The sequence below is a fragment of the Streptomyces sp. C10-9-1 genome, from assembly GCF_024497955.1.
Taxonomy (GTDB): domain Bacteria; phylum Actinomycetota; class Actinomycetes; order Streptomycetales; family Streptomycetaceae; genus Streptomyces; species Streptomyces sanyensis.
In genome coordinates this window covers 50,714-75,494 of sequence record NZ_JANHKP010000019.1, presented here as the reverse complement: position 1 = coordinate 75,494, position 24,781 = coordinate 50,714, and the positions used below count along the sequence as shown (strand labels likewise).

The following is a 24,781-nucleotide window of genomic DNA, read 5'->3' as shown; positions in this document are numbered from 1 at the left end:
CGCGACGCTATCGCCCCGTCCCGCCCGCCCCGTCGGCGGCCTCGCCGTCCTCGCCGGGTTCGCCGCCCGCAGCGCGTTCGGCGTCTTCACCGCCCGGGTCACCCACATCTCCCTGGAGGATGCGCATCGCCGCGCGCAGCGCCTCCCGCTGCTCCGGCGACATCATCCCGAAGAAGGCGACGAGAGCGGCCGCGGGGTTGTCGCTCTGGGCCCAGGCCTCGTTCATCAGCGCCGCCGCGTAGGCGGCACGCGTGGAGACGGCGGTATAGCGATAGGCGCGGCCGTCGACTTCGCGGCGCACCCAGCCCTTCTGATGGAGATTGTCCATAACCGTCATGACGGTCGTGTAGGCGATGGACCGGTCCTTCTGGAGGTCCTCCAGGACTTCCCGGACGGTGACCGGCCGGTTCCATCGCCAGACGCGGGTCATGACGGCGTCTTCGAGCTCTCCCAATTGGCGGGGCACATTGCCACCATAGTGGGAGGAAGTTCGGCAGCGGGCCATTGACGGAGAAGGCATCGAAAAGGACGCACGGCCCGTGAGGGCCGTGCGTCCTGCGGTGTCGCGTCGGGTGCCCGCCGGGCGGGCCGCCCGCTCAGGCGTCGGTGCCGGGCTGCCGCGCGGACTCCGCACGGCTCAGGGCGGCGTCCACCGCCGCGTCCTCCTTGGCCTTGTTGGGGCCGCCCTGGCTCTTGACGATCGTCACCACCAGGCCGATGAAGAACGCGGCCATCACCACCGGGGGCACGAGCGCGGAAACGTAGTCCATGGCGTCCAGGGTAGCGAGGCCCCGTCCGCGCGAACCGGCAGGGCCCGCCGGGCGCCGCTCCCGCGGGGGCGGCGCCCGGCGCGGCGCGCCCGGTCAGCCGGCGGCGCGGGTGCCGGAGGGCGGCGGGGTGGGCTTGCGGCGCGGCGGGAAGACCTCGGAGGGCTTGGGGACCGGGGGTGTGGGGCGCTCCCCCGGGGTGGGGCGGGGCCGCGGAGACTGCGGGGAGGGCTTGCGCGGCTCGTCGGCCGCACGGCCCCCGGGGAGCGCCAGGAGCCGGCCCCGGCGACGACCGGAGGGCGCGGGCGCTGAGGGCTCCGGGGCGGAGGGCTCCGGCGCGGCGGGCTCCGGGGCGGCGGCGCGCGGCGCGGCGCCGGAGGCGGCTCCTGGCGGGGCGCCCTGCGCCAGCCGGTCGCGCACCCCCTGCTCGGCGAGCGAGAGGCAGCGCCGGAGCACGGCCGCGGCCTCGGGGTCGCCGGAGAGGGGCCGCAGGGCCGCCAGGTCCTCGGCCGTCGGCTCGTACCCGGCCGCCAGGGCCTCCTGGAGCAGCTCCAGGTAGGTGGACGCCGCCCCGGGCAGGGCACGGCGGTAGCGGGCGAGGTCGGCGGCCAGGAACGTCCGCTGCCGGGCCGCCTCGCTCACCGCCTCGTCCACGGCGTCGGCCAGGCGCAGGCAGGCGCGGGCGTCCTCGGCGGGGAGCGGGACGGGATGGAGGGCGGCGGCGAGGGCGCGGCGGAGCACTCGCAGCTCGTTCGCACCGAAGGCCATGCCGCCGTGGGGTCCGTGTGGCGTGGGCATGGGGCCGACCATACGAGCCGATGGGCCGTATTCCGCCTAATGGTACGAAAGGGGGCGTTGCGTGGGGGCTCTCCGGGGCCCCGGTGCCCCGGAGAGGCGGCCCCGGCGGCCGTGGAGGCCCCGGGGCCGGGGGGGCGCGCCGCGGGGCGCGCCCCCCCGTCACATCCGCGAGACGTTCCGCTCGTAGACCAGGCGCAGGCCGATCAGGGTGAGCCAGGGCTCGTGCTCGTCGATCGCCGAGGACTCGCCCAGCACCATCGGGGCCAGGCCACCGGTGGCGATCACCGTGACCTCGTCCGGGTCGTCCGCGAGTTCCCGCTTCATGCGCTGCACCACGCCGTCGACCTGGCCGGCGAAGCCGTAGACGATGCCGGCCTGCATGGCCTCCACCGTGTTCTTGCCGATCACGCTGCGCGGGCGGGCCAGCTCGATCTTGCGCAGCTGGGCGCCCCTGACCCCCAGGGCCTCGACGGAGATCTCGATACCGGGCGCGATCACCCCGCCCGCGTACTCCCCGCGGGCGCTGACCGCGTCGAAGGTCGTCGCGGTGCCGAAGTCGACCACGATCGCCGGGCCACCGTAGAGGTCGACGGCCGCGACCGCGTTGATGATGCGGTCGGCGCCGACCTCCTTGGGGTTGTCCATGAGGATCGGCACGCCGGTCTTGATGCCGGGCTCCACCAGCACCGCGGGCACGTCCCCGTAGTAGCGCCGGGTGACCTCGCGCAGCTCGTGCAGGACGGACGGCACGGTGGAGCAGATGGCGATGCCCTCGATGCCCTCGCCGAGTTCGTCGCCCAGCAGCGGGTGCATGCCCATCAGCCCCTGGAGCAGGACCGCGAGCTCGTCCGCGGTGCGGCGCGAGTCGGTGGAGATGCGCCAGTGCTCGACGATGTCCTCGCCGTCGAAGAGCCCCAGGACGGTGTGGGTGTTGCCGACGTCGATGGTGAGCAGCATCAGGACCCGACCTCGCGCAGGTCGAGGCCGATGTCCAGGATCGGCGAGGAGTGGGTGAGGGCGCCCACCGCGAGGAAGTCCACGCCCGTCTCGGCGTAGGCCCGGGCGTTGTCCAGGGTGAGGCGGCCGGAGGACTCCAGGACGGCGCGGCCCGCGGTCAGGGCGACGGCCTCCTCCGTCTCGGCCGGGGTGAAGTTGTCCAGCAGGATCAGGTCGGCACCCGCGTCCAGGACCTCGCGGACCTGGTGGAGGGTGTCCACCTCGACCTCGACCGGGACCTCGGGGAAGCGGTCCCGCACCGCCTTGAACGCCTCCGCCACTCCCCCGGCGGCCACCACGTGGTTGTCCTTCACCAGGGCCGCGTCGGAGAGCGACATCCGGTGGTTCGCCCCGCCCCCGCAGCGCACGGCGTACTTCTCCAGCGCACGCAGCCCGACCGTGGTCTTGCGGGTGTCGCGGACCTTCGCTCCCGTGCCCTCCAGGGCGTCCGCCCACGCCCGGGTGGCCGTGGCGATGCCGGAGAGCCGGCACAGCAGGTTGAGGGCGCTGCGCTCGCCGGTCAGCAGTTCCCGGGTGCCCGCGGTGACGGAGAGCAGCTTCTGGCCCGCCTCGACGCGGTCCCCGTCCTCGACGTGGCGCTCCACCTCGAAGTCGGTGGTGCAGACGATCGACAGGATCGCCTCGGCGACCCGCAGGCCCGCCACCGTGCCGGCCTCGCGGGCCGTGAAGTCGCCGGTCGCCACGGCGTCCTCGGGGACCGTGGCCACGCTGGTGACGTCCACACCGCCGTCGAGGTCCTCCTCGACGGCCAGGTGGGCGATGTCCTCGATCTGCACCGGGTCGAGGCCGGAGGCGGCGAGGAGCTCGGCGAGCGCGGGGTCCAGTCCGCTCTCGGGGACCTCGTCGGCGCAGCCGCAGCCGTCGCCGCAGCCCGTGCCGGCGGCGGTCCCGCCGATCTGGATCAGCGGGACGTCCACGGGCTCGGGACGTTCTTCGGGCGTGGTCACGGTTGCGGCTCCCTGGGGGTGGAGGTCGGGGCCGGGGGCGCGGTGGAGCCTCCCGGCGGTACGGGCAGGACGGGCGGGAACGCCTCGGAGTCGGTGCGGCCGGCGACCGGCCGGCGGTCGGACGGGAGCCGCAGCACCAGATGGCGGCGCCAGGCGGAGTCGTCCCGGTCCGGCCGGTCCTCGCGCCAGTGGCAGCCGCGCGTCTCGGCGCGCTCGCGGGCGGCGGCCACCAGGACGCGGGAGACCATCAGCAGGTTGGTCGCCTCCCAGGACTCGACACCCGGTTCGGCGGACTTGCCGGTGGAGCCGGCGTCCTCGGCGGCCTGCCGGGAGAGCGACTCCAGCTCGGCGGCCGCCTCGTCGAGGCTGGCGGCCGTCCGGATGACGCCCGCGCCCCGGGTCATCACCTGCTGGATCTCCCGCCGGGCCTCCGGGGCGAGGAGCGGCACCCGCTCGCCGCCCGCCACCGGCGGGCCGACCGGGCCGGGGGTGACGGCGGCGGCGATCCGCTCGGCGAAGACGAGCCCCTCCAGCAGGGAGTTGGAGGCCAGGCGGTTGGCGCCGTGGACGCCCGTGCAGGCGACCTCGCCGCAGGCGTAGAGGCCGGGGACCGTCGTCCGGCCGTCGAGGTCGGTGCGCACGCCGCCGGAGGCGTAGTGGGCCGCGGGCGAGACGGGGACGGGCTCGGTGACGGGGTCGATGCCGTGCGCGCGGCAGGCCGCGAGGATCGTCGGGAAGCGCTGCTCCCACATCGCGGCGCCGAAGTGCGTCGCGTCCAGGAACATGTGCTCGGCGCCCTGCTCGTGCATCCGGCGCATGATGCCCTTGGCGACCACGTCCCGCGGGGCCAGCTCCGCGAGCTCGTGCCGGCCGACCATGAACCGGACGCCGTCGGCGTCGACCAGGTGGGCGCCCTCGCCGCGCACGGCCTCCGAGACCAGCGGCTGCTGGCCCTCGCTGCCGGGGCCGAGGAAGAGCACGGTCGGGTGGAACTGCACGAACTCCAGGTCGGAGACCTCGGCCCCGGCCCGCAGGGCCAGTGCCACCCCGTCGCCCGTGGAGACGGCCGGGTTGGTGGTGGCGGAGAAGACCTGGCCCATGCCACCGGTGGCGAGTACCACCACGGGGGCGTGCACCGCCCCCACGCCGTCGTGCTGCCCCTCGCCCATGACGTGGAGCGTGACACCGGCGGTGCGTCCCTCGGCGTCGGTGAGCAGGTCGAGCACGAGGGCGTTCTCGATGGTGCGCAGGCCCTGCTCGCGCACCGCGTCGACCAGGGCGCGGGAGATCTCCGCACCGGTGGCGTCGCCGCCCGCGTGCGCGATGCGGCGGCGGTGGTGGCCGCCCTCGCGGGTGAGCTCGATCGCGCCGGAGGAGGGGTCCGTGTCGAAGCGGGCGCCGGTGCCTATCAGCCGGCGCACGGCTCCGGGTCCCTCGGTGACCAGGACGCGCACCGCCTCCTCGTCGCACAGGCCGGCGCCCGCGACGAGGGTGTCCCGCAGGTGCTGCTCGGGGCTGTCGCCCTCGCCGAGGGCGGCGGCGATGCCGCCCTGGGCCCAGCGGGTGGACCCGTCGTCCAGGCGGGCCTTGGTGACCACGACGGTGCTCAGTCCGCGGGCGGCGCAGCGCAGGGCGACGGTCAGCCCCGCCACCCCGGAGCCCACGACGACGACCTCGGCCTCGATGGCCCACCCGGGGGCGGGGGCGGCCAGCCGTATTCCGGTCACTGGGGGGCTCCGAAGGTCAGGGGGATGTTGTCGATCAGGCGGGTGCCGCCCACCTTCGCGGCCACGGCCAGGACGGCCTCGCCCGCGTGGTCGTCGGGGACCTCGGTGAAGGTGCCGGGGTCGACCAGCGCCAGGTAGTCGAGGACCAGGGGCGGCCGGGCGCCCGCCGCCTCGTCGAGCACCGCCCGGGCGGCGGCCCGCACGGCGTCCGCTCCGCCCGCGGGGGCGGCCCGCGCCACGGCGTGGGCGTCGGCCGCGGCCCGGGCCTCGCCCATCGCCGACAGGGCGGCGGCCCGCGCGGGCGCGGCGGGCACCGCCTCCGCCCGGGCGTGCAGGGCGTGCTGGGCCGCCAGGCGGTCGCGGGCGGCGAACAGGGCCCGGGACAGCGCCAGGGCGGTGGTGCGCTCGGCGGGCGAGAGGTAGGCGTTGCGGCTGGAGCGGGCCAGCCCGCACTCCTCCCGGACGGTGGGCACCCCGACGACCTCCACGGGGAAGTTCAGGTCGCGGACCATCCGGCGGATCAGCGCCAGCTGCTGGGCGTCCTTCTGCCCGAAGAAGGCCGCGTCGGGGCCGGTGAGGTGGAGCAGCTTGGCCACCACGGTGAGCATGCCGTCGAAGTGCCCGGGGCGTGTCCGGCCCTCCAGCACCTCCCCCATCGGGCCCGCGGTGATGCGCACCTGCGGATCGCCCCCGGGGTACACCTCGCCGACGGACGGCGCGAAGACCGCGTCCGCCCCGGCGGCGGCGGCCGCCCGCAGGTCGGCGTCGAGCGTGCGGGGGTAGCGGTCGAGGTCCTCGCCCGCGCCGAACTGGAGCGGGTTGACGAAGACGGTGACGAGGACGAAGCCCTCCTCGCCGACGTGCGCGCGGGCGGCCCGGACCAGCTCGGCGTGGCCCTCGTGGAGGGCGCCCATGGTCATGACCACCGCGGTGCTTCCGGCGGCGGCGCGTCCCCGGAGGGTGCGGTGGAGGTCGGCGCGGGTGGGCAGCAGGTCCACGGCCCGGGCGGCGGCACGGTTCATCGCAGGTCCCCCTCCGCGAGGACGCCCAGCAGGTCTTCGGCGAGCTCCGGCTTGAGCATGCCGTGGGCGAGGGCGCGGTCCGCGGTGGTGCGGGCCATGGCCAGGTAGCCCGCCACGGCGCCCGGGGCGTGGCGCCGCAGCTCCTCGACGTGGGCGGCGACGGTGCCCGCGTCGCCCCGGGCGACGGGCCCCGTCAGGGCGGCGTCACCGGAACGCAGGGCGTTGTCGAGGGCGGCGCCCAGCAGCGGGCCCAGCATCCGGTCCGGGGCGGAGACGCCCGCGGTGCGCAGCAGTTCCATGGACTGGGCGACGAGCGTGACGAGGTGGTTGGCCCCGAGGGCGAGGGCCGCGTGGTACAGCGGGCGGGCCTCCTCCAGGATCCACTCGGGCTCGCCGCCCATCTCGATGACCAGTGCCTCGGCGGCGAGCCTCAGCTCCTCGGGGGCGGTGACCCCGAAGGAGCAGCCCGCGAGCCGCTGCACGTCCACGGCCGTGCCGGTGAAGGTCATCGCCGGGTGGAGGGCGAGCGGGAGGGCTCCGGCGCGGGTCGCCGGGTCGAGCACCCGGGCGCCGAAGCGGCCGGAGGTGTGCACCAGGAGCTGCCCGGCGCGCACCGCCCCCGTCTCCACCAGCCCCTCGACGAGCCCGGGCAGCGCGTCGTCGGGCACCGTGAGGAGCACCAGCTCGGCGCGTTCGAGAACCTCGGCGGGGGTGAGCAGCGGGACGTCGGGCAGCAGGGCGGCGGCCCTGCGGCGGGAGGCGTCCGACACGCCGGAGACGGCCACGGGCCGGTGGCCGGCGAGCGCGAGGGATGCCGCGAGCGCCGGGCCGACGCGCCCTGCGCCGACGACGCCCACGGCCAGCCGGGCGGGGCGGTCCCGCGGATCGAGCGGTTCCTGTGCTGGTGTGGCGTTCACGCGGGGGCCTTCCGTTCCAGTCCGCGAGGGGTACCGGACGATTTCTCGTCACGATGCTACGCCAGGGCCCGCCGCGCTCTCCCCCGTTGTCCACAGGCTGTGGGCGATGATCGCACCGTGAGCGAGAGAAGTGAGCACGGCGAGCCCCGCACCCACCAGGAGTCCCGGCAGGCCCGGACTCCCCTTCCCGGCACCCGGGGCGGTCCGCCGCCCGGCGGACCCGGCGCACCGCGCGCGGGGTCCTCGCGGCCGGGACCGGGCGGCGCGCTCCCCCCGCGCGGCGCCGCGGCCCCCGGGGTGCGCTCCGGGGCGGGCGGCGGCGAGGGCGGGGAGCCGGAAGGGGCCCGGCGCGCCGGCCCGACCGCCGGGGCCGCCCCGGAGGGCGCCCACGGAGCCGCGCAGGACGGCCCCCGGGACGGCCGCGGCACCGAGGCGGACGCCGCGGACGCCGGGGACGGCGCCCCGGACGCGGACGACAGGGAGCGCCATGTCGCCGCCTGGCGCGCGTCCACGCGCGTCCTGTGGCGCAGCTCCGCGGAGCGCACCGTGCGCGAGAGCCTGACCGCGCTGGTCGCCGGGGCCGCGGAGGTCTACGCGATGGACTCCCCGGTGGACCTCTACGGTGACGGCCCGGTCGCCGAGCTGGAGCGGCGGACCGCGGCCCTGCTCGGCTTCCCCGCCGCCGTCCACTTCCCCACCGGCACCATGGCGCAGCAGGTGGCGCTGCGCTGCTGGGCGGGGCGCACCGGCAACCGGACGGTGGCGCTGCACCCGCTGTCCCATCCGGAGGTGCACGAGCGCTCGGCCCTGTCGGTCGTCGGCGGTCTGCGCACCGTCCACCCCACGCACGAGCCCCGCCTCCCCTCGGCGGAGGAGGTGCAGGAGCTGGAGGAGCCCTTCGGCACGCTGATGCTGGAACTCCCGCTGCGGGACGCCGGGTTCGTGCTGCCGGAGTGGGACGACCTGGTGGCCACCGTCGGCGCCGCCCGGGAGCGGGACGCGGTGGTGCATGTGGACGGGGCCCGGCTGTGGGAGTGCAGCACGCACTTCGGGCGCCCGCTGGACGAGATCGCCGGCCTCGCGGACAGCGTCTACGTGTCCTTCTACAAGTCGCTGGGCGGACTGTCCGGGGCGGTGCTCGCGGGCCCGCACTCCCTCGCGGAGGAGGCCCGGGCCTGGCGCCACCGCTACGGCGGGCAGGTGTTCCAGCAGTACCCGGCCGCGCTGTCCGGCCTGGTCGGGCTGGAGCGGGAGCTGCCCCGGCTGCCGTCCTACGTGGCCCACGCCAGGACGGTGGCGGCCGCGCTGGGCGAGGGACTGGCCGCCGGGGGCGTCCCGTGGCACCGCGTCAACCCGCCCGTGCCGCAGACCCACCAGTTCCAGGTGTGGCTGCCCGTCGAGGCGGACGCCGCGAACGCGGCCGCGCTGGCGCAGTCGGAGGAGACCGGGGTGACGCTCTTCCGCCGCTGGTTCCCGGACGGGCCGCCGGGGATGTGCCGCACCGAGGTGACGGTGTCCGCGGAGGGGCTGCGGTGGTCGGCCCGGGACGTCGGCGAGGCGGCGGCGGACTTCGCCCGCCGGCTGCCCTGAGCCGGGCGCGAACGCGCCGCCGCGGCACGCGCCCGGCGGCCACCGGCGCGCGACGGCCGGCCGCGTCAGCCTCCGTCCGCGCGGCCGTCCGCCGCCCGGTACCGCGCCCGCCGGGCCGCGCGGCGGGAGTCGAGCCACCCGAGGAGCCGGCGCCCCGCCAGCTCGCCGGGCCGCGGGGGCGCGGCCTCGGCCTCCCGTGCTGTCCGGCGGAGATCGATCATGTGCTGGTGCATCGCGTTCACGCTGCCCACGCTGGCGCGGCGGGGCGGCCCGCGTCGCGCCGATTGACGCCCCCCGTCAAACGATGCGGCCGAAAGGCCCGCGACGGCGCACGATGGGTGCCGTGAGCGTGACCATCGAGATCGCGGGCCTGGCGCCCGAGCGGATCGTCTTCGACATCTCCCCGCTGGCCGAACTGGGCGTGGCGCTGCACGCGCTGACCGAGCCCGGCCACCACCCGGGGCTGCACGGCTGGGCCACCGCCACCTCGGCGGGGCTCAAGCCGGACCTCGCCGACCGGCTGTGCGAGGCGGACTTCCTCTGGCGGACGATCTTCTCCGATGTGTTCATGCCCTTCGCGGGACTCACGGCGGCCGAGGGCGGGGGCCGCCCCGGGACGACGCTGGCGGAGGACCTCGACCTGCTCGACCGACTGGACGACGAGCTCTTCGTGGCCGCCGCCCTGGAGTTCACCTGCGCCAGCCACTACTCGGCGGGCGGCTACTCCGCCCTGAGCGACGAGCGGCGGCGCAAGCAGGCACTCGACCTCGCGGCCACCCGCGGGCCCCGGCAACTGGACTTCACCCGGCGGCTGCTGGCCGACCCCGCCGGGGTACGCGCCTGGGTCAGGCGGCTGTTCGAGGACTGCGACGAGGCCTTCTTCGCCGACACCTGGAGCCGGACCGCCGGACGGCTGGCCGCGGACGCCCGCCGCAAGACGGACCTGCTGCGGCGCAAGGGCCTTGCCGAGACGCTGCACGCCGCCTCCCCGGCACTCGCCGTGGACGAGGAGCGGGGCAGGATCACGGCCGACAAGCTCGCCCAGGGGCGCACCACGGCCGTGGACCCGGCCGTGGGCGCCGGGCTCACCCTGGTCCCCACCAGCTTCGGCTGGCCGCACCTGCTGGTGCTGCACGCCCCCGGCTGGCGGCCCGTGATCCACTACCCGGTCTCCGCACCGGAAATCACCGGTCCGGGCACGGTGCAACTGCTGGAGCGGCGGATGGAGGCCCTGGCCCATCCGCTGCGGATGCGCCTGTGCCGCCATCTGGCCCGTGCCGCGCACACCACCGGCGAACTGGCCGAGACGTGCGGCATCACGGCCCCCGAGGTCTCCCGGCACATGGCCGTGCTGAAGAAGGCGCAGCTGGTGACGACCCGCCGCCGCGGGCGCTACGTCCTCCACCAGCTGGACGTCGCCGCGGTGGCCCGGATCGGCAGCGACTTCCTGGAGACCGTGCTGCGCTGAGGGCGCCCGGCGACCGCCCCTGCGGGCAGCCGGGTCAGCCGGCGCCGCCGCCCGCGCGGACGAGCCCGGTCTCGTAGGCGAGCACGACCACCTGCACCCGGTCGCGCAGCGCGAGCTTGGTGAGGATGCGGCCCACATGGGTCTTCACCGTGGCCTCGGACAGCACCAGGCGGGCCGCGATCTCACCGTTGGACAGCCCCTGCGCGACCAGCAGCATCACCTCCCGCTCCCGCCCGGTGAGCCGCTCCAGCTCCTTGTGCTCCGGCTCCCTGCCGGAACTCGGCAGCAGCGGGGAGAACCGGTCCAGCAGCCGGCGGGTGGTGGACGGGGCCACCACCGCGTCCCCGCTGTGGACGGACCGGATGGCGCCGAGCAGCTCGGCGGGCGGGACGTCCTTGAGCATGAACCCGCTGGCGCCCGCCTTCAGGCCGGAGAAGGCGTACTCGTCGAGGTCGAAGGTGGTCAGGATGAGGACCTTGGGCGCGTCCGGCCCGGTGCAGATGCGGCGGGTCGCCTCCACCCCGTCGAGCCGGGGCATGCGGACGTCCATCAGCACCACGTCCACCGCCGTGGAGCGCAGGATGCCGATCGCCTCGGCCCCGTCGCCCGCCTCGGCCACGACCTCCATGTCCGGCTGGGCGGCGAGCACCATGCGGAAGCCGGTGCGCAGCAGCACCTGGTCGTCCACGAGCATCACTCGGATGGGCGTCACGGTCGGTCCTCGTTCTCTCGCTTCGGAAAGGGCAGGGCCCCGGAGCGGGGCCGGTGCGGCTACGGGGCGGGCTTGAGCGGGAGCAGGGCGCTGATCCGGAAACCGCCGCCCGGCCGGGGCCCCGCGTCCAGGGTGCCGCCGACCATGCCGACCCGCTCGCGCATGCCGATCAGCCCGTGGCCCCTGCCGTCGGCGCCGCCGTCCTCGTACAGCTCGTGCGAGGCCCCCCGGCCGTCGTCCTCCACGAGCAGCCCGAGGCCGTCGTCGAAGTAGACCAGCCGGACGCTCGCCCCGGCCTCCGGGCCGCCGTGCTTGCGGGTGTTGGTCAGCGCCTCCTGCACGATGCGGTAGGCCGTGAGCTCCACCCCGCTCGGCAGCGGCCTCGGGGTGCCCTCGATGCGGAAGTCGACGGTCAGGCCGGCGCCGCGCACCTGCTCGACCAGGTCCTCGATCTGCCCGACGTCCGGCTGCGGCACGTACTCCCCGCTCTCCGGGGCGTCCCCCGTGCGCAGCACGCCCAGGAGCCTGCGCATCTCCGCGAGCGCCTGCCGCCCGGTGCCGGAGATGGTCTCCAGCGCCTGCTTCGCCTGGTCGGGGGCCGAGTCCAGGACGTAGGCGGCGCCGTCCGCCTGGACGACCATCACCGACACGTTGTGCGCGACCACGTCGTGCAGCTCCCGGGCGATCCGGGCGCGCTCCGCCGCCACGGCGACCTTCGCCTGCGCCTCGCGCTCCTTCTCCAGCCGGGTGGCGCGCTCCTCCAGCTGGGCGAAGTAGGCGCGCCGGGTGCGGACCGAGTCGCCCAGCACCCAGGCGAGGACGAAGGGCAGCGCCATGACCACGGTGAAGAACACCCGCCCGCCGGGCCCGGCGTCCTCCAGCGGCCAGCGGATCTGGGCGAGCGGCGCGGCGAGGATCCCGCCGACCAGCGCCAGCCGGGACGCCCACCGGGGACCCCCGTGGGCCGCGACCGTGTAGATGATCACCAGCATGGCGAAGTCGGCCGGGTAGACCGTCACGTCGGCCGCCAGCTGGGCCACGCCCAGCGCCGCTGCCAGCAGCAGCATCCGCTCCGGCATCCGCCGGCGCAGCGCGACGACCACGCCGTACAGCACCGCGATCCCGACGGCGGCCCAGAAATGGGCCGGCCCCTCGGTGACCCCGGCCACGGACAGCAGCGTGAGCCCGACGAGCCCGAGGGCCCAGAGCGAGTCGACTCCCGTGGGGTGTCTGCGGATGAAGTCGTAGAGGCGCTGCACGCGACCAAGCGTAAGGAAGCGGGATAGGTGCCGGAGTCAACCGGAGGGGCGATCCGCCCGGCCGGGCCGTACTCCCCAAGGTGGAGACTGTGCACATGAGGTCCGATGCCGGTGAGCAGGTCGGTTGGCGCCGTGCGGCGGAGGCGGCGCTGTACGGGCCCGAGGGGTTCTACCGCAGGCCCGAGGGTCCCGCGGGGCACTTCCGCACCTCCGTGCACGCCTCCGCGCTGTTCGCCTCCGCCGTGGCCCGGCTGCTGGTCGGCACGGCGGACCGGTTCGGGCTGCGCGAACCGGCGCTGATCGACGTGGGGGCGGGGCGCGGGGAGCTGCTGAGCGGCGTGCTGGCCGCGCTGCCGCCGGACTTCCCGGTGCGCGCCCACGCCGTGGAGCGCGCCGGGCGGCCGGAGGGGCTGGACCCGCGCATCCGCTGGCACCGGGAGGTCCCGCGCGGCGAGAGCGGGCTGCTCTTCGCCAACGAGTGGCTGGACAACGTCCCCGTGGACGTCGCCGAGGTGGACGCACGGGGGCGGCGCCGGCGGGTGCTGGTCGACCGGGAGGGCACCGAGCGCCTGGGCGAGGAGGTCGCCGGGGCCGACGCGCGCTGGCTGGAGCGCTGGTGGCCCCCGGCCGGGCCGGGGTCGCGGGCGGAGATCGGGCGCCCGCGCGACGAGGCGTGGGCGCGGGCGGCGGGGTGTCTGGAGGCCGGCCTCGCGGTCGCCGTCGACTACGCCCACACCGCGGACGAGCGCCCCGTCCTCGGCACCCTGACCGGGTTCCGGGACGGCCGCCAGGTGCGCCCGGTGCCCGACGGCAGCTGCGACATCACCGCCCACGTGGCGCTGGACGCCTGCGCCGCAGCGGCCCCCGGGGCGCGGCTGCGCCCACAGCACGAGGTGCTGCGGGAGCTCGGCGTCTCCGGCCGCAGGCCGCCGCTGTCCCTGGCGTCGTCGGATCCGGCGGGGTACGTCCGCGCGCTGGCGCGGGCGGGCGAGGCGGCCGAGCTGACCGCGCGCGGCGGGCTCGGGGACTTCACCTGGCTGGTCCAGCCCGTTCCCGAGGGGGCCCCGGGGGCCCTGTGAGGAACCCGGCCCACGGCCCGGCCGGGGCGCCCCGGCCGGGCCGTGGGCGGCGGGTCCGCTCTGAGAGACTGGGCGCATGACGGAGACCACGGTCGGCATCGGCGGTGCGGCGGAGAGCACCGACATGGTGCTCAACATCGGCCCCCAGCACCCCTCCACGCACGGCGTGCTGCGGCTGCGCCTGGTCCTCGACGGCGAGCGCATCCGCGAGGCGGAGCCGGTGATCGGGTACATGCACCGGGGGGCCGAGAAGCTGTTCGAGGCCCGTGACTACCGCCAGATCGTGATGCTGGCCAACCGCCACGACTGGCTGTCGGCGTTCTCCAACGAGCTGGGCGTGGTCATGGCCGTCGAGCGGATGCTCGGCATGAAGGTCCCCGAGCGGGCGGTGTGGACGCGCACGCTGCTCGCCGAGCTGAACCGGGTCCTCAACCACCTGATGTTCCTCGGCTCCTACCCCCTCGAACTCGGCGGCATCACCCCGGTGTTCCACGCCTTCCGGGAGCGCGAGGAGCTCCAGCACGTCATGGAGGAGGTCTCCGGCGGCCGGATGCACTACATGTTCAACCGGGTCGGAGGACTGAAGGAGGACCTGCCGGCCGGATGGCTCGGGCGCGCCCGGGGCGCGGTCGCCTCCGTCCGCTCCCGGATGGACGTCTACGACCGTCTGGTGCTCGGCAACGAGATCTTCCGCGGCCGCACCCGGGGAGTGGGGGTGCTCTCCGCCGAGGCGGTGCACGCCTACGGGGTCAGCGGCCCCATCGCCCGGGCCTCCGGGGTGGACGTGGACCTGCGCCGGGACGAGCCGTACCTGGCGTACGGGGAGCTGGGGGAGGCCCTGGAGGTGGTCACCCGTACCGAGGGCGACTGCCTGGCCCGTTTCGAGGTGCTGCTGGGCCAGACCCACAACGCCCTCGACCTGGCGGACGCCTGCCTGGACCGGATCGCGGAGCTGCCGCCCGGGCCGGTCAACCAGCGTCTGCCGAAGGTGCTCAAGGCCCCCGAGGGCCACACCTACGCCTGGACGGAGAACCCGCTCGGCATCAACGGCTACTACCTGGTCTCCAAGGGCGAGAAGACCCCCTACCGCCTCAAGCTGCGCTCGGCCTCCTTCAACAACATCCAGGCGCTCGGCGTGCTGCTGCCGGGGACCCTGGTGGCCGACATGGTGGCCATTCTGGGGTCGCTGTTCTTCGTCGTCGGCGACATCGACAAGTAGGACCGGGGAGAACGGCGCCCGCCGCGGTCGCGCGGCAGGCGCCGGGGCGGTTCAGGAGACGGCGCCGCGCAGCCGGGCCACGTCCAGCTGCTCGGTCTCGTCGTGCGCGGTGAGGTCGATGACCTTGCCGATGGCGCGGGTGTCCTTGGCGCGTTCCGCCGCCAGTGCCTCCTGGCCGACCACGTCGGCCAGGTCCTCGTCCTGCACCGCCTCGATCTGCTCCCGCGCGGCCGGGGCCGCCGGGGCGGCCTCCTCCGCAGCCCGCTCCCCGGCAGGCTGCGCCGGGGTACCGGCCGACGGCTCCGCACCGGTCCGGGGCGCGGGACCGCCCTGGGCGGAGCCCTCCGCACCGGCCTGAGTGCCGAAGAAGTCGAAACCGCCCTCCGGGCGCCGGGCCCGCAGGCCCTGAGCACCGTGGGGGAGGACGGCGGAGGCCGCCGGAACGGCCTTCCGGGCGGGCAGCGCGGGAGCGGTGCGGGTCCTGGGGGCGGCGGAGCGGGCCGCGTGCCGGCCGGTGGCGTCCTCCGTCTCGCGGGCGCGGTCGGCGAGGTCCCGGGCCCGGGCCTCCTCCACGGTGCGCCGTGCCTCCTGCGCGGCGGCGTTGCGGGACAGCTCCGTCAGGGCGCGGGCCGCGCGGGCGAAGACCGCCGGGGTCGGCGTGGAGCCGGCCGGCGGGAGCGCCCTGGCCGGGGCCGCGGAGTCGACGGCGAGCTGCCGGCGGCCCTCCAGGGCGCTGGCGCGCTCGGTCTCGGCGGTGGCGTAGCGGCGCAGCAGGGCGGCGTGCTCCCCGCGCAGCCCGGCGAGCTCCACCCGCTTGGCCCGGAGCTTGGCGTCGAGCTTGGCGCGCAGCTCGCGCGACTCCTCGACGTCCGCCTCCAGTTCGGCGATGCGCTCCTCGGCCTTCCACTGGTCGCTGGCGCGTGCGCGGGTCAGCTCGGCGACCCGGCGGCCCGCGCCGTGGTCCCAGCTGCGCATGATCACGGCGCCGGTGACGGCGGCGGCCGCGGCGGCGACCACCAGCAGACGCAGCACGAGGGCCTCACCGGTGAACCACGCTCCGAGGGCGCACAGGGCCGCGGCTCCGGCCACGGCCGAGGGCGGCAGCTGCTTGTGCAGGGGCGGTGAATGGCGGTGGCGTCCACGTGGCATGGCCCGAAATTTACCGTGCGTAGAGGCCGAATGGGGTGTCGGCCCGGCAAATCTCTGGAATGCGATGCCGGGCCGGCGCGCCGCCTGCGGAACAGCCCCTACTTCTTGATCAGTCCCTTCTCCACCAGGTAGTCCCTCGCCGCGTCCGCCGGCTTCGCCCGCTCCGCGTCCACGGCGCGGTTCAGCCGTGCCAGGTCCTCCGTCGTAAGCGCCGCGGTCAGGCGGCCGAGGACATCGGCGATCTCCTGGTCCCCGGCGTCCTTCGCGTTGACCACCGGAAGGACGTTGTCGGCGTTCTGGAGCGCCTTGTCGTCCTCCAGCAGCACGAGCCCGAAGGACTCCAGGGTGGCGTCGGTGGTGGTGGTCAGGACGAGCTGGTCCTCACCGTCCTTGACGGCCTGCTTCGCCTGGGGCGTACCGACTCCCTTGGGGTCGATGCCCGCGACCTCGATGCCGTAGACGGACGTGAGGCCGGGAGCGCAGAAGGGCCGCACCTCGCACTCGTCACCGGCGGCGATCTTCACGGGGATCTTCGCCCGGCCGAGGTCGGAAAGAGTCGCCAGGTCGTTCTTCTCGGCGAATTCACGGGTGACGGCGAAGGCGTTCTGGTCGACGGCTCTTCCCGCGTCGAGGACCTTCAGCCCGAGCGGCTCCGCGAGAGCGGTCAGCGCCTCGACCGTTGCCTCCACGTCGCTGGACGCGACGGGCTTCTCCTCGGGCGCCTTCGGGCCGTTGACCTTGGCGTTCAGGAATTCCGCAAGAGTCGCCGCGTATTCCGGCACGATGTCGATCTCGCCCTTCTCCAGGGCGGGCTCGTACAGCTCCCGGTTCTTCACCGTGGTGATCGAGACGGTGTAGCCCGCCTCGTCGAGGACTCCGCGGTACAGCTCGGCGAGCACCTTGGACTCGGTGAAGGCGGCGGCCCCGACGACCAGGTTCCCCCGGTCCCCGGGGGAGCCGCCCGACTGCTGCTCCAGGCTGTCGCCGCCGCACGCGGTGAGTCCCCCCACCAGCGCTGCCGCGCCGAGTACCGCACCCGTCACGCGCAAGGTCTTTCCCATCAGGCTCTCCGTCCTAGACACTTCGGACTCCTCCGTCGTCGGCAACCGATCGAGCGAACACAGCGAGCGAACACAGCGGACACGGGGGCGGCGTGCCGGGGCATCGGGGGCGCCTCACCGCCCGGCGGCGGCCGGCCTGCGCAGCGGGCTCAGCAGCCGGTCCGCGGCGACGAGCACGCCCTCCACCAGCAGGGCGAGCAGGGCCGCCAGCAGCGCCCCGGCGACCACCTGGGGGGTGTCGTACGTGGCGAAACCGGCCGTGATGATCCGCCCCAGGCCCCCCTGGCCCACCATGGAGGCGATCGTCGCGGTGGCCACCACCTGCACGGCCGCCGAGCGGATCCCCGTCATCAGCAGCGGGTAGGCCAGCGGCAGTTCCACCCGCAGGAAGAGCTGGCCCCCGGACATCCCCATGCCCCGCGCCGCCTCCACCACCGACCGGTCCACCTCGCGCATGCCCGTGTAGGCGTTGGTCAGCAGCGGCGGCACCGCGAAGAGCACCAGGGCGAGGACGGTCGGCCAGTAGCCCGCACTCCGCAGCGGGGTGAGCATGAACAGGGCCAGGACGGCGAAGACCGGGATCGCGCGCCCGGCGTTCGCGAGGGTGACCGCCAGGGCCCCTCCCCGGCCGATGTGGCCCAGCCAGAGCGCGAGCGGCAGCGCCACCGCGCAGGCCAGGAGCAGGGACGCCCCGCTGACGTACAGGTGCTCCACCAGGCGCTGCCAGGCCCCGCCCTCCCCGCTCCAGTGGGAGGCGGTGGTGAGCCAGGTCCAGACGTCGGTCAGGACTCCCATCAGAGCGCCGCCCCTCCCGCCCGGTCGGACCGGGCCCTGGTCCAGGGGGTGAGCAGCCGCTGGAGCCCGAGCAGCAGCACGTCGGCGACGGCCGCCAGCAGCACGCACAGCAGGGAGGCGGTGAGCACCTGGGCCTTGAAGGTGGTCTGCAGGCCCTCGTCGATCAGGTTGCCCAGGCCGCCCTTGCCGACCAGCGCCCCGACCGTGGTCAGCGCGACCGTCGACACCGTCGCGATGCGCACCCCGGCCATCAGCGCGGGCAGCGCGAGCGGCAGTTCGACCTCCCACAGCAGGCGCAGCGGCCCGTAGCCCATGCCCCGGGCGGCCTCCCGCGCCTCCTCCGGCACGGCCTGGAGGCCCGCGAGGGTGTTGCGCACCAGGATGGTCAGCGAGTAGAGCACGAGCCCCGTGACCACCAACGCGGCCGAGAGCCCGAAGAGCGGCAGCAGCAGCGAGAACATCGCCAGCGAGGGGATCGTGTAGAGGAGCGTCGTCAGGCCGAGCACCGGCGCGGCGAACCGGGGCCGCGCCCGCACCAGCAGGGCGAGCGGCAGGGCGACGGCCACACCGATCGCCACGGACAGGACCGTGATCCAGACGTGCTGGAGGGTGGCGTCGGTCAGCTCCGGGCCGCGGCTGCGCAGATAGGCGCCGCAGATCCAGTCGTTCGCCACCAGGCAGTTGCCCGCGGCCGGCTCGGACGTCACCCTTCCCACCTCCCCCGAAAAACCGCACGCATGTCGACGGCACGTACGGTGCGCACCGGGGACGACCCTAACCCCGGCCGCCGACAGGCGTGGTGCCCCCCGCCCCACCTCGCCGGGGCGCTGTCCGCGGCAGGGGGGAGAATCGGGAGCCATGATCCGTTTCGAGCACGTCAGCAAGCGGTACGCGGACGGCACCAGTGCCGTCGACGACCTCTCCTTCGAGGTCGCCGAGGGCGAACTGGTCACCCTGGTCGGCCCGTCGGGCTGCGGGAAGACGACCACCATGAAGATGGTCAACCGCCTCGTGGAGCCGACCTCCGGGCGGGTCCTGGTGGAGGGCCGGGACGTGGCCGGGGTCGACCCGGTGCAGCTGCGCCGCCGCATCGGCTACGTCATCCAGCAGGTCGGCCTCTTCCCCCACCGCACGGTGCTCGACAACACCGCCACCGTCCCCCAGCTGCTCGGCACGGGCCGGGCGCGGGCACGGGCCCGGGCCGCCGAACTCCTCGAACTCGTGGGGCTGGACCCGTCCGTCCACGGCCCGCGCTACCCCGAGCAGCTCTCCGGCGGGCAGCGCCAGCGGGTGGGCGTGGCCCGCGCGCTGGCGGCGGACCCGCCGGTGCTGCTGATGGACGAGCCCTTCGGCGCCGTCGACCCGGTGGTGCGCGAGCGCCTCCAGAACGAGTTCCTCGCCCTGCAGTCGCGGGTGCGCAAGACGGTGCTGTTCGTCACCCACGACATCGAGGAGGCGGTGCGCCTCGGCGACCGCATCGCCGTCTACGGGCAGGGCAGGATCGAGCAGTTCGACGCCCCGGCCACCGTCCTCGGCGCCCCCGCGACGGAGTACGTGGCCGGGTTCGTGGGCGCCGACCGGGGGCTGAAGCGGCTCGCGGTCACCCCGCTCGCACGAGTCGACCTGGAGCACCCGGCGGTGCTCCGTCTCGGCGACCGGCTGCCGGACGGCGCCGAGGGCCCCGCGGTCGTGCTCGACGACGCCGGGCGGCCCTACGGATGGATCCCGGCCGAGGAGGTGCGGCCCGGCGGAGAGGTCCGCGACCGCGTCCGCCGGATGGACGCCCGGGTTCCGCTCGGTTCCCCGCTCAAGCAGGCGCTGTCCCTGATGCTCCGGCACGACGCCGGATGGATCGCGGTGGTCGACCCCGAGGACGGCGACCGCTACGCCGGGGTGCTGACGCCCGCGCGTCTGCACCGGGCGCTCCGGCGGTCGGTCGGCGCCCAGGCGCCGACCGCCGAGGACGGCTCCGCGGGCCCCGCGGCCGGGTCCGGGGCGGCCGGACCGGAAGGTCCGGGCCGGGGCTGATACCGGCCGTTCGCCGGGATTTCCCCCGCGTGCGGATGAACCCTGCCGGGGCGGGTGCCGTCATAGAAGGCGCCATCGCCCGGACCGCACCCCCCGAGGTCCGGGCGCACGACCTCATCGGAGTCACGCGAGCGATGTCCGCAACGGTAGACAGGGACGCCCCACGGCCGGACCCGGGACCACCGAAGGGCGCCCGGCGACGGCTGCGCGGCCCCCGCCCCGAGTCGGCGCCCGCGATCGTCGGTGCCGCCTGCACCTTCGTGGGCCTGGTCGACATCGCCGCCGGGGTGTTCCCCCGGTTCCGGCACAGCCGGGTGCACACCGTCGCCGAGGTGCTGCCCGGGGCGCTCGGCCCGTTCGCCGCGGCGCTCTCGCTCAGCGCGGGCATCCTGCTGCTCCTGCTCGCGCACGGCCTCCGGCGCCGCAAGCACCGGGCGTGGCGGGCCGCGGTGGTCCTGCTGCCGCTGGGCGCCGCCGCCCAGTTCGCCTACCGGCACTCCCCCGTCGGCGTGCTGCTGTCGCTGGCCCTGCTGTGGCTGCTGGTGCGCCATCGCCGGCAGTTCGCGGCCCTCCCCGACCCCCGCAGCCGGTGGCGGGCGCTGGCCAACTTCGTCTCCATGGGCGCGGGGTCGATCCTCCTCGGCCTGGTGATCGTGAGCGCGCACCCGGGCAGGACCCCGGGCAGCCCCGGTCTCGCCGACCGGCTGGAGCACGTCATGTACGGGCTGTTCGGCGTCGAGGGCCCCCTCGCCTACACCTCAGGCGCCTCCGGCACCGTCGCGTACTCGCTCGGCGCCCTGGGACTGCTGACGGCCGTCACCACGGTGTACCTGGCACTGCGGCCCGAGCACCCCGCGGCCCGGCTCACCCCGGAGGACGAGGAGCGCCTGCGCGCCCTGCTCGCCGAGCACGGCGGCCGCGACTCCCTCGGCCACTTCGCGCTCCGCCGCGACAAGGGCGTCGTCTTCTCCCCGAGCGGCAAGGCCGCCGTCTGCTACCGGGTGGTGTCGGGGGTGATGCTCGCCGGGGGCGACCCCATCGGGGACGTGGAGGCGTGGCCCGGCGCCATCGAGCGCTTCATGGACGAGGCCACGGCGCACTCCTGGACCCCGGCGGTGATGGGCTGCTCCGAGACCGGTGCACGGGTCTGGACGCGCGAGACGGGCCTGGACGCGCTGGAACTGGGCGACGAGGCGGTGGTGGACGTCGCGGATTTCTCCCTGGCGGGGCGCGCCATGCGCAACGTGCGCCAGATGGTGGGGCGGATCGAGCGCGCCGGCTACCGCACCCGCGTACGACGCGTCCGTGACGTCCCGGCCGAGGAGCTGGAGCGGATCCGCCGCGCCGCCGCCGACTGGCGCGGTACCGACACCGAGCGCGGGTTCTCCATGGCGCTCGGCCGCATCGGCGACCCGGCGGACGGCGACGCGGTCCTGGCGACCGCGCACAAGCCGGGCGGCGGCGGACCCCACGGCGACCTGAAGGCCGTCATCCACTTCGTCCCCTGGGGGGCCGACGGGATGTCGCTGGAGCTGATGCGCCGGGACCGCGCCGCGGACCCGGGCATGAACGAGCTGCTCATCGTCGCGGCGCTGCGCAGCGCACCCGCGCTGGGCGTGGCGCGGGTCTCGCTCAACTTCGCGATGTTCCGCGCCGCGCTGGCCCGCGGGGAGCGCATCGGCGCGGGACCGGTGCTGCGGACCTGGCGCGCGCTGCTGGTGTTCCTGTCGCGCTGGTTCCAGATCGAGTCGCTGTACCGCTTCAACGCGAAGTTCCGGCCCCGCTGGGAGCCCCGCTTCGTGGTCTTCCGGGGCTCCCGCGACCTGCCCCGGATCGGCCTGGCGGCACTGCGCGCCGAGGGCTTCGTCGACCTCTCCCTCCCGCGGCCCCTCGCCCGGCGGCGGCCCGCCCGGGAGCCTGCCCCCTGCGCACACCTCCCCGTCGCCGCCCGGGCCCCGGGGGACGCCGCCGGGCCCCCGGAGGGCGGGGCGTCCCGGACCAGGGCCGCGTGACGGCGCCGCCCCCGAGGGCGTCCGGCGGCCCCCGCCGGAACCGGCCTCCCGGCCGCCTGACCGGCTCGGCCCCGTCCGAACGGAAGACCTAGGCTGGGAGCATGAAGAGCTCAAGCGGACGGGGTACGGCCGACGGCCTGCCGGAGTGGGACCGCTGCGCGGTCATGGGAGTCGTCAACGTGACACCCGACTCCTTCTCCGACGGAGGCCGCTGGTTCGACACCACGGCCGCGGTCAAGCGCGGCCTGGACCTCGTCGCCCAGGGCGCCGACCTGGTCGACGTCGGCGGGGAGTCCACCCGGCCGGGCGCCACCCGGGTCGACGAGGAGGAGGAGCTTCGCCGGGTCGTCCCGGTGGTGCGGGGGCTGGCGTCCGAGGGTGTCGCCGTCTCGGTGGACACCATGCGCGCCTCGGTGGCCGAGCGGGCGGTGGCCGCCGGGGCCCGGCTGGTCAACGACGTCAGCGGCGGTCTCGCCGACCCGCGGATGGTGCCCGTGGTCGCCGCGGCCGGGGCGCCCTTCGTGGTGATGCACTGGCGCGGCTTCAGCGCCGACATGAACAGCCGCGCCGTCTACCGCGACGTGGTCGCCGAGGTGACGGCCGAGCTGGCGGAGCGGCTGGACGCGGTGGTCTCGGGCGGCATCGCCTTCGAGCGGCTGGTCGTCGACCCCGGTCTCGGCTTCGCCAAGAACGCCGAGCACGATCTCGCGCTCCTCGCCGGTCTCGACGCGCTGCGGGCCCTGGGGCGCCCGGTGCTGGTCGCCGCCTCCCGCAAGCGGTTCCTGGGGCATGTGCTGGCCAAGGAGGGCACCGCCCCGCCCGCCCGGGAGCGCGACGCGGCCACCGCCGCGGTCTCCGCGATCGCCGCGCACCGGGGCGCCTGGGCGGTCCGGGTGCACGAGGTGCGGGCCACCGCGGACGCCGTCCGCGTCGCCCGGGCCGTCGAGGGCGCCGCCCGGTGAGCCGTACCGACGCGGAGCGGGTCGAGTCGGCCAACACCGCCTTCTACGAGGCGATGGAGCGGGGGGACTTCGAGGGGCTGTCGGCGCTGTGGATGGACGACGGCGTCGTCTGCGTCCACCCGGGCTGGCCGGTGCTCTCCGGGCGCGGCGAGGTCCTGCGCTCCTACGCCCTGATCATGGCGAACACGGAGTACATCCAGTTCTTCCTGACCGACGTCACGGTCGACGTGGCCGGCGACACCGCCCTGGTGACCTGCACGGAGAACATCCTCAGCGGGGGGCCGGCGGAGGAGGCGGGCGAGCTCGGGCCGCTGCTGGGGCAGCTCGTCGTCGCCACCAACGTCTTCCGCCGCACGCCGGGCGGCTGGAAGCTCTGGTCCCACCACGGCTCCCCCGTGCTGGCGGACTCCGACGGCGAGGAGGAGGACGGCCCCTCCTGACACCCCGGAGGAGGTTCGTCCCTCCCCTCGGGGGGTAGGCGCCGCTGACCCGGTCTCCTCACGACCGGGCCCGGCGGGACCCCGTGGGCGCGGGCCGTCGGTGCCCGGCGGTAGATTCGACGTCGGGTACCGCGCCACCCGCACGTGGCGCGCACCCGTCCGCCAGCAGAGAAAGCAGGAGTGATTCGCGTGGATCGTGTCGCGCTGCGCGGCCTCAAGGCCCGCGGGCACCATGGCGTCTTCCCCCGTGAACGGGAGGAGGGCCAGACCTTCATCGTGGACCTGGTGCTCGGCCTGGACACCCGCCCGGCGGCGGCCGACGACGACCTGGCGAAGACCGTGCACTACGGCGTGGTGGCGGAGGAGGTCGTCGCGGTCGTCGAGGGCGATCCGGTCGACCTGATCGAGACGCTGGCGGAGCGCATCGCCCGCCAGTGCCTGAAACACGACGGTGTCGAGGAGGTCGAGGTCGTGGTCCACAAACCGGACGCACCGATCACGGTCCCCTTCGACGACGTGACCATCACGATCACCCGGAGCCGAGTATGAACCAGGCAGCGAGCGACCCGACCGTGCAGCCGGTGCCCGCGTCCGTGGTCGAGCAGGTGGACGCCGCGGACGTGACCCTGTCCAACCCGAAGCAGGCCGTGATCTCCCTCGGGTCCAACCTCGGCAACCGTCTGGAGACCCTGCAGGGCGCCGTGGACCTGCTGGAGGACACGCCGGGGCTGCGCGTCAAGGCGGTCTCCCCGGTCTACGAGACCGAGCCCTGGGGCGTGGAGCCCGGCAGCCAGCCCTCCTACTTCAACGCCGTCGTGGTGGTGCGCACCACGCTGCCGCCGTCCTCGCTGCTGGAACGCGGCCAGGCGATCGAGGAGGCCTTCCACCGCGTCCGCGAGGAGCGCTGGGGCCCCCGCACGATCGACGTGGACATCGTGTCCTACGCGGACGTGGTCTCCGACGACCCGGCGCTCACCCTGCCGCACCCCAGGGCCCACGAGCGGGCCTTCGTGCTGGTCCCGTGGCACGACGTGCAGCCGGAGGCGCAGCTTCCGGGCCGCGGCGCGGTGGCCGAGCTGCTCGCCGGGGTCGGCGACGGCACGGTCCACGCCCGTGCCGACCTGGAACTGCGGCTGCCCGAGTAGTCGTTAGGCTCGTACGGGGCGATCACCGTCCCGTACGGGCGCGGCCCGGTACGGGCGAGGCGGACCAGGCCCCGTACGGACGAGGTGGACACGGTGAAGGGCGGCTCGCAGCGGTGAGGCAACTACGGCTCGGAATGCTGGCCGGGATCTTCGTCGCGGCCGGAGTCCTCTCCTGGGGCGGCGCCCGCCTGTGGGACGCGCTCGGCACGCTGCCGAGCGTCCCGCTGGCCGCGCCGATCGTGCTCGCGGTGATCGCCACCGTGCTGGCGGCGACGGCCCTCTCGCTGCGCAACCGCCTGAAGGCGCAGCGCGAACGGCGGCCCGGCGCCGAGGGCGTGGAGCCGCTGATGGCCGCGCGGGCCGTGGTGTTCGCGCAGGCCAGCGCCCTGGTAGCGGCGCTGGTGAGCGGGATGTACGGCGGCGCGGGGGTCTTCCTGCTGGGGTCGCTGGACGTTCCGGCCCGGCGCGACCAGGCGATCTACGCGGGCTTCGCGGTGGTGGCCGGGATCGCGGTCATCGCGACCGCCCTCTGGCTGGAGCGGGTCTGCAAGCTCCCGGAGGACGGCGACGACGACAACGACCCCAAGGCCAGCGCGGCCTGATCCGCCCGGCCCGGACGGGGAAGGGCGAAGGGCGGCGGCCCGGACCTCCCCGCGGCGCGGGAGCC

General features: G+C 75.5%; 26 protein-coding genes. 11 read left to right on the top strand and 15 right to left on the bottom strand.

All coding sequences use genetic code 11. The features are described 5' to 3' along the window. Positions 1-7: 7 nt before the first annotated feature. The 8 genes from NPS70_RS24720 to NPS70_RS24685 form a co-directional block, all read right to left on the bottom strand. Positions 8-466 (bottom strand): BlaI/MecI/CopY family transcriptional regulator, encoded by a 459-nt coding sequence (locus NPS70_RS24720; protein WP_256526610.1) that lies wholly within the window; start codon positions 464-466, stop codon positions 8-10. Positions 467-596: 130 nt separating this feature from the next. Further along, positions 597-770 (bottom strand): hypothetical protein, encoded by a 174-nt coding sequence (locus NPS70_RS24715; protein WP_256526609.1) that lies wholly within the window; start codon positions 768-770, stop codon positions 597-599. Positions 771-863: 93 nt separating this feature from the next. Continuing rightward, the gene (locus NPS70_RS24710; protein ID WP_256526664.1) at positions 864-1,535 is read right to left on the bottom strand and encodes a hypothetical protein; all 672 of its coding nucleotides are present in this window, start codon (positions 1,533-1,535) and stop codon (positions 864-866) included. Between the two features lie 189 nt (positions 1,536-1,724). After that, positions 1,725-2,522, bottom strand: a complete 798-nt coding sequence (locus NPS70_RS24705; protein WP_256526608.1) for a type III pantothenate kinase — start codon at positions 2,520-2,522, stop codon at positions 1,725-1,727. Beyond that, positions 2,522-3,529: a carboxylating nicotinate-nucleotide diphosphorylase gene (gene nadC / locus NPS70_RS24700; protein WP_256526607.1), complete on the bottom strand. Its 1,008-nt coding sequence runs from the start codon at positions 3,527-3,529 to the stop codon at positions 2,522-2,524. The genes NPS70_RS24705 and nadC overlap by 1 nt, the downstream gene beginning before the upstream one ends. Continuing rightward, positions 3,526-5,256 (bottom strand): L-aspartate oxidase, encoded by a 1,731-nt coding sequence (locus tag NPS70_RS24695; RefSeq protein WP_256526606.1) that lies wholly within the window; start codon positions 5,254-5,256, stop codon positions 3,526-3,528. The genes nadC and NPS70_RS24695 overlap by 4 nt, the downstream gene beginning before the upstream one ends. After that, a complete protein-coding gene (panC, locus tag NPS70_RS24690; RefSeq protein ID WP_256526605.1) occupies positions 5,253-6,278 on the bottom strand; it encodes a pantoate--beta-alanine ligase in 1,026 nt (341 codons plus the stop codon). Before panC ends, NPS70_RS24695 begins: the two co-directional genes overlap by 4 nt. Next, a complete protein-coding gene (locus tag NPS70_RS24685; RefSeq protein ID WP_256526604.1) occupies positions 6,275-7,195 on the bottom strand; it encodes a Rossmann-like and DUF2520 domain-containing protein in 921 nt (306 codons plus the stop codon). Before NPS70_RS24685 ends, panC begins: the two co-directional genes overlap by 4 nt. A gap of 297 nt (positions 7,196-7,492) precedes the next feature. On the opposite strand from NPS70_RS24685, the gene NPS70_RS24680 reads away from it, so the two are divergent. After that, positions 7,493-8,785 carry a beta-eliminating lyase-related protein gene (locus NPS70_RS24680; RefSeq protein ID WP_256526663.1) on the top strand — a complete coding sequence of 431 codons (1,293 nt, stop codon included), beginning with the start codon at positions 7,493-7,495 and terminating at the stop codon, positions 8,783-8,785. A 65-nt stretch (positions 8,786-8,850) separates the two neighbouring features. Here NPS70_RS24680 and NPS70_RS24675 read toward each other — a convergent pair whose 3' ends face one another. Beyond that, positions 8,851-9,027 (bottom strand): hypothetical protein, encoded by a 177-nt coding sequence (locus NPS70_RS24675; protein ID WP_256526603.1) that lies wholly within the window; start codon positions 9,025-9,027, stop codon positions 8,851-8,853. Positions 9,028-9,134: 107 nt separating this feature from the next. Here NPS70_RS24675 and NPS70_RS24670 point away from each other — a divergent pair, with 107 nt between their 5' ends. Beyond that, positions 9,135-10,253, top strand: a complete 1,119-nt coding sequence (locus NPS70_RS24670) for a DUF5937 family protein (protein WP_256526662.1) — start codon at positions 9,135-9,137, stop codon at positions 10,251-10,253. Positions 10,254-10,287: 34 nt separating this feature from the next. Here the strand turns inward: NPS70_RS24670 and NPS70_RS24665 are convergent, their stop codons facing one another. Together NPS70_RS24665 and NPS70_RS24660 are read right to left on the bottom strand one after the other, a co-directional pair. Further along, entirely contained in the window at positions 10,288-10,947 is a 660-nt protein-coding gene (locus NPS70_RS24665; protein ID WP_256526661.1) for a response regulator transcription factor, read from the bottom strand. Between the two features lie 77 nt (positions 10,948-11,024). Further along, the gene (locus tag NPS70_RS24660; protein ID WP_256526602.1) at positions 11,025-12,224 is read right to left on the bottom strand and encodes a sensor histidine kinase; all 1,200 of its coding nucleotides are present in this window, start codon (positions 12,222-12,224) and stop codon (positions 11,025-11,027) included. Between the two features lie 95 nt (positions 12,225-12,319). Between NPS70_RS24660 and NPS70_RS24655 the strand changes: the two genes are divergently transcribed. Then, the gene (locus tag NPS70_RS24655; RefSeq protein ID WP_256526601.1) at positions 12,320-13,303 is read left to right on the top strand and encodes an SAM-dependent methyltransferase; all 984 of its coding nucleotides are present in this window, start codon (positions 12,320-12,322) and stop codon (positions 13,301-13,303) included. 76 nt (positions 13,304-13,379) lie between these two features. Further along, on the top strand, positions 13,380-14,522 hold the full coding sequence (locus NPS70_RS24650; protein ID WP_256526600.1) for an NADH-quinone oxidoreductase subunit D: 1,143 nt from the start codon (positions 13,380-13,382) through the stop codon (positions 14,520-14,522). A 51-nt stretch (positions 14,523-14,573) separates the two neighbouring features. Here the strand turns inward: NPS70_RS24650 and NPS70_RS24645 are convergent, their stop codons facing one another. From NPS70_RS24645 to NPS70_RS24630, 4 genes are all read right to left on the bottom strand, one after another. After that, on the bottom strand, positions 14,574-15,671 hold the full coding sequence (locus NPS70_RS24645) for a hypothetical protein (protein WP_256526599.1): 1,098 nt from the start codon (positions 15,669-15,671) through the stop codon (positions 14,574-14,576). A gap of 98 nt (positions 15,672-15,769) precedes the next feature. Then, on the bottom strand, positions 15,770-16,732 hold the full coding sequence (locus tag NPS70_RS24640) for an ABC transporter substrate-binding protein (protein ID WP_256526598.1): 963 nt from the start codon (positions 16,730-16,732) through the stop codon (positions 15,770-15,772). A gap of 114 nt (positions 16,733-16,846) precedes the next feature. Continuing rightward, on the bottom strand, positions 16,847-17,527 hold the full coding sequence (locus tag NPS70_RS24635) for an ABC transporter permease (protein WP_256526597.1): 681 nt from the start codon (positions 17,525-17,527) through the stop codon (positions 16,847-16,849). Beyond that, positions 17,527-18,234: an ABC transporter permease gene (locus tag NPS70_RS24630; RefSeq protein WP_256526596.1), complete on the bottom strand. Its 708-nt coding sequence runs from the start codon at positions 18,232-18,234 to the stop codon at positions 17,527-17,529. Before NPS70_RS24630 ends, NPS70_RS24635 begins: the two co-directional genes overlap by 1 nt. Before the next feature lie 151 nt (positions 18,235-18,385). On the opposite strand from NPS70_RS24630, the gene NPS70_RS24625 reads away from it, so the two are divergent. From NPS70_RS24625 to NPS70_RS24595, 7 genes are all read left to right on the top strand, one after another. Beyond that, on the top strand, positions 18,386-19,555 hold the full coding sequence (locus NPS70_RS24625; RefSeq protein WP_256526595.1) for an ABC transporter ATP-binding protein: 1,170 nt from the start codon (positions 18,386-18,388) through the stop codon (positions 19,553-19,555). A 134-nt stretch (positions 19,556-19,689) separates the two neighbouring features. After that, on the top strand, positions 19,690-21,567 hold the full coding sequence (locus NPS70_RS24620; RefSeq protein ID WP_256526594.1) for a phosphatidylglycerol lysyltransferase domain-containing protein: 1,878 nt from the start codon (positions 19,690-19,692) through the stop codon (positions 21,565-21,567). Between the two features lie 101 nt (positions 21,568-21,668). Further along, positions 21,669-22,529: a dihydropteroate synthase gene (gene folP, locus NPS70_RS24615; RefSeq protein ID WP_256526593.1), complete on the top strand. Its 861-nt coding sequence runs from the start codon at positions 21,669-21,671 to the stop codon at positions 22,527-22,529. Continuing rightward, positions 22,526-22,969, top strand: a complete 444-nt coding sequence (locus tag NPS70_RS24610) for a nuclear transport factor 2 family protein (protein ID WP_308315042.1) — start codon at positions 22,526-22,528, stop codon at positions 22,967-22,969. Before folP ends, NPS70_RS24610 begins: the two co-directional genes overlap by 4 nt. 189 nt (positions 22,970-23,158) lie before the next feature. Further along, the gene (folB, locus tag NPS70_RS24605) at positions 23,159-23,518 is read left to right on the top strand and encodes a dihydroneopterin aldolase (RefSeq protein WP_256526592.1); all 360 of its coding nucleotides are present in this window, start codon (positions 23,159-23,161) and stop codon (positions 23,516-23,518) included. Continuing rightward, positions 23,515-24,114: a 2-amino-4-hydroxy-6-hydroxymethyldihydropteridine diphosphokinase gene (gene folK, locus NPS70_RS24600; protein ID WP_256526591.1), complete on the top strand. Its 600-nt coding sequence runs from the start codon at positions 23,515-23,517 to the stop codon at positions 24,112-24,114. Before folB ends, folK begins: the two co-directional genes overlap by 4 nt. Positions 24,115-24,227: 113 nt before the next feature. Continuing rightward, entirely contained in the window at positions 24,228-24,716 is a 489-nt protein-coding gene (locus tag NPS70_RS24595) for a DUF3180 domain-containing protein (RefSeq protein ID WP_256526590.1), read from the top strand. Positions 24,717-24,781 lie beyond the last annotated feature (65 nt).

Excerpts from the sequence above, each read along its gene's own strand:
- panC (WP_256526605.1), bottom strand. The coding sequence starts at position 6,278 with ATGAACCGTGCCGCCGCCCGGGCCGTGGACCTGCTGCCCACCCGCGCC.
- folP (WP_256526593.1), top strand. The coding sequence starts at position 21,669 with ATGAAGAGCTCAAGCGGACGGGGTACGGCCGACGGCCTGCCGGAGTGG.
- NPS70_RS24710 (WP_256526664.1), bottom strand. The coding sequence starts at position 1,535 with ATGGCCTTCGGTGCGAACGAGCTGCGAGTGCTCCGCCGCGCCCTCGCC.
- NPS70_RS24635 (WP_256526597.1), bottom strand. The coding sequence starts at position 17,527 with ATGGGAGTCCTGACCGACGTCTGGACCTGGCTCACCACCGCCTCCCAC.
- NPS70_RS24645 (WP_256526599.1), bottom strand. The coding sequence starts at position 15,671 with ATGCCACGTGGACGCCACCGCCATTCACCGCCCCTGCACAAGCAGCTG.
- NPS70_RS24620 (WP_256526594.1), top strand. The coding sequence starts at position 19,690 with ATGTCCGCAACGGTAGACAGGGACGCCCCACGGCCGGACCCGGGACCA.
- NPS70_RS24715 (WP_256526609.1), bottom strand. The coding sequence starts at position 770 with ATGGACTACGTTTCCGCGCTCGTGCCCCCGGTGGTGATGGCCGCGTTC.
- NPS70_RS24665 (WP_256526661.1), bottom strand. The coding sequence starts at position 10,947 with ATGCTCGTGGACGACCAGGTGCTGCTGCGCACCGGCTTCCGCATGGTG.
- NPS70_RS24625 (WP_256526595.1), top strand. The coding sequence starts at position 18,386 with ATGATCCGTTTCGAGCACGTCAGCAAGCGGTACGCGGACGGCACCAGT.
- NPS70_RS24650 (WP_256526600.1), top strand. The coding sequence starts at position 13,380 with ATGACGGAGACCACGGTCGGCATCGGCGGTGCGGCGGAGAGCACCGAC.
- folK (WP_256526591.1), top strand. The coding sequence starts at position 23,515 with ATGAACCAGGCAGCGAGCGACCCGACCGTGCAGCCGGTGCCCGCGTCC.
- NPS70_RS24705 (WP_256526608.1), bottom strand. The coding sequence starts at position 2,522 with ATGCTGCTCACCATCGACGTCGGCAACACCCACACCGTCCTGGGGCTC.
- NPS70_RS24655 (WP_256526601.1), top strand. The coding sequence starts at position 12,320 with ATGAGGTCCGATGCCGGTGAGCAGGTCGGTTGGCGCCGTGCGGCGGAG.
- NPS70_RS24640 (WP_256526598.1), bottom strand. The coding sequence starts at position 16,732 with ATGGGAAAGACCTTGCGCGTGACGGGTGCGGTACTCGGCGCGGCAGCG.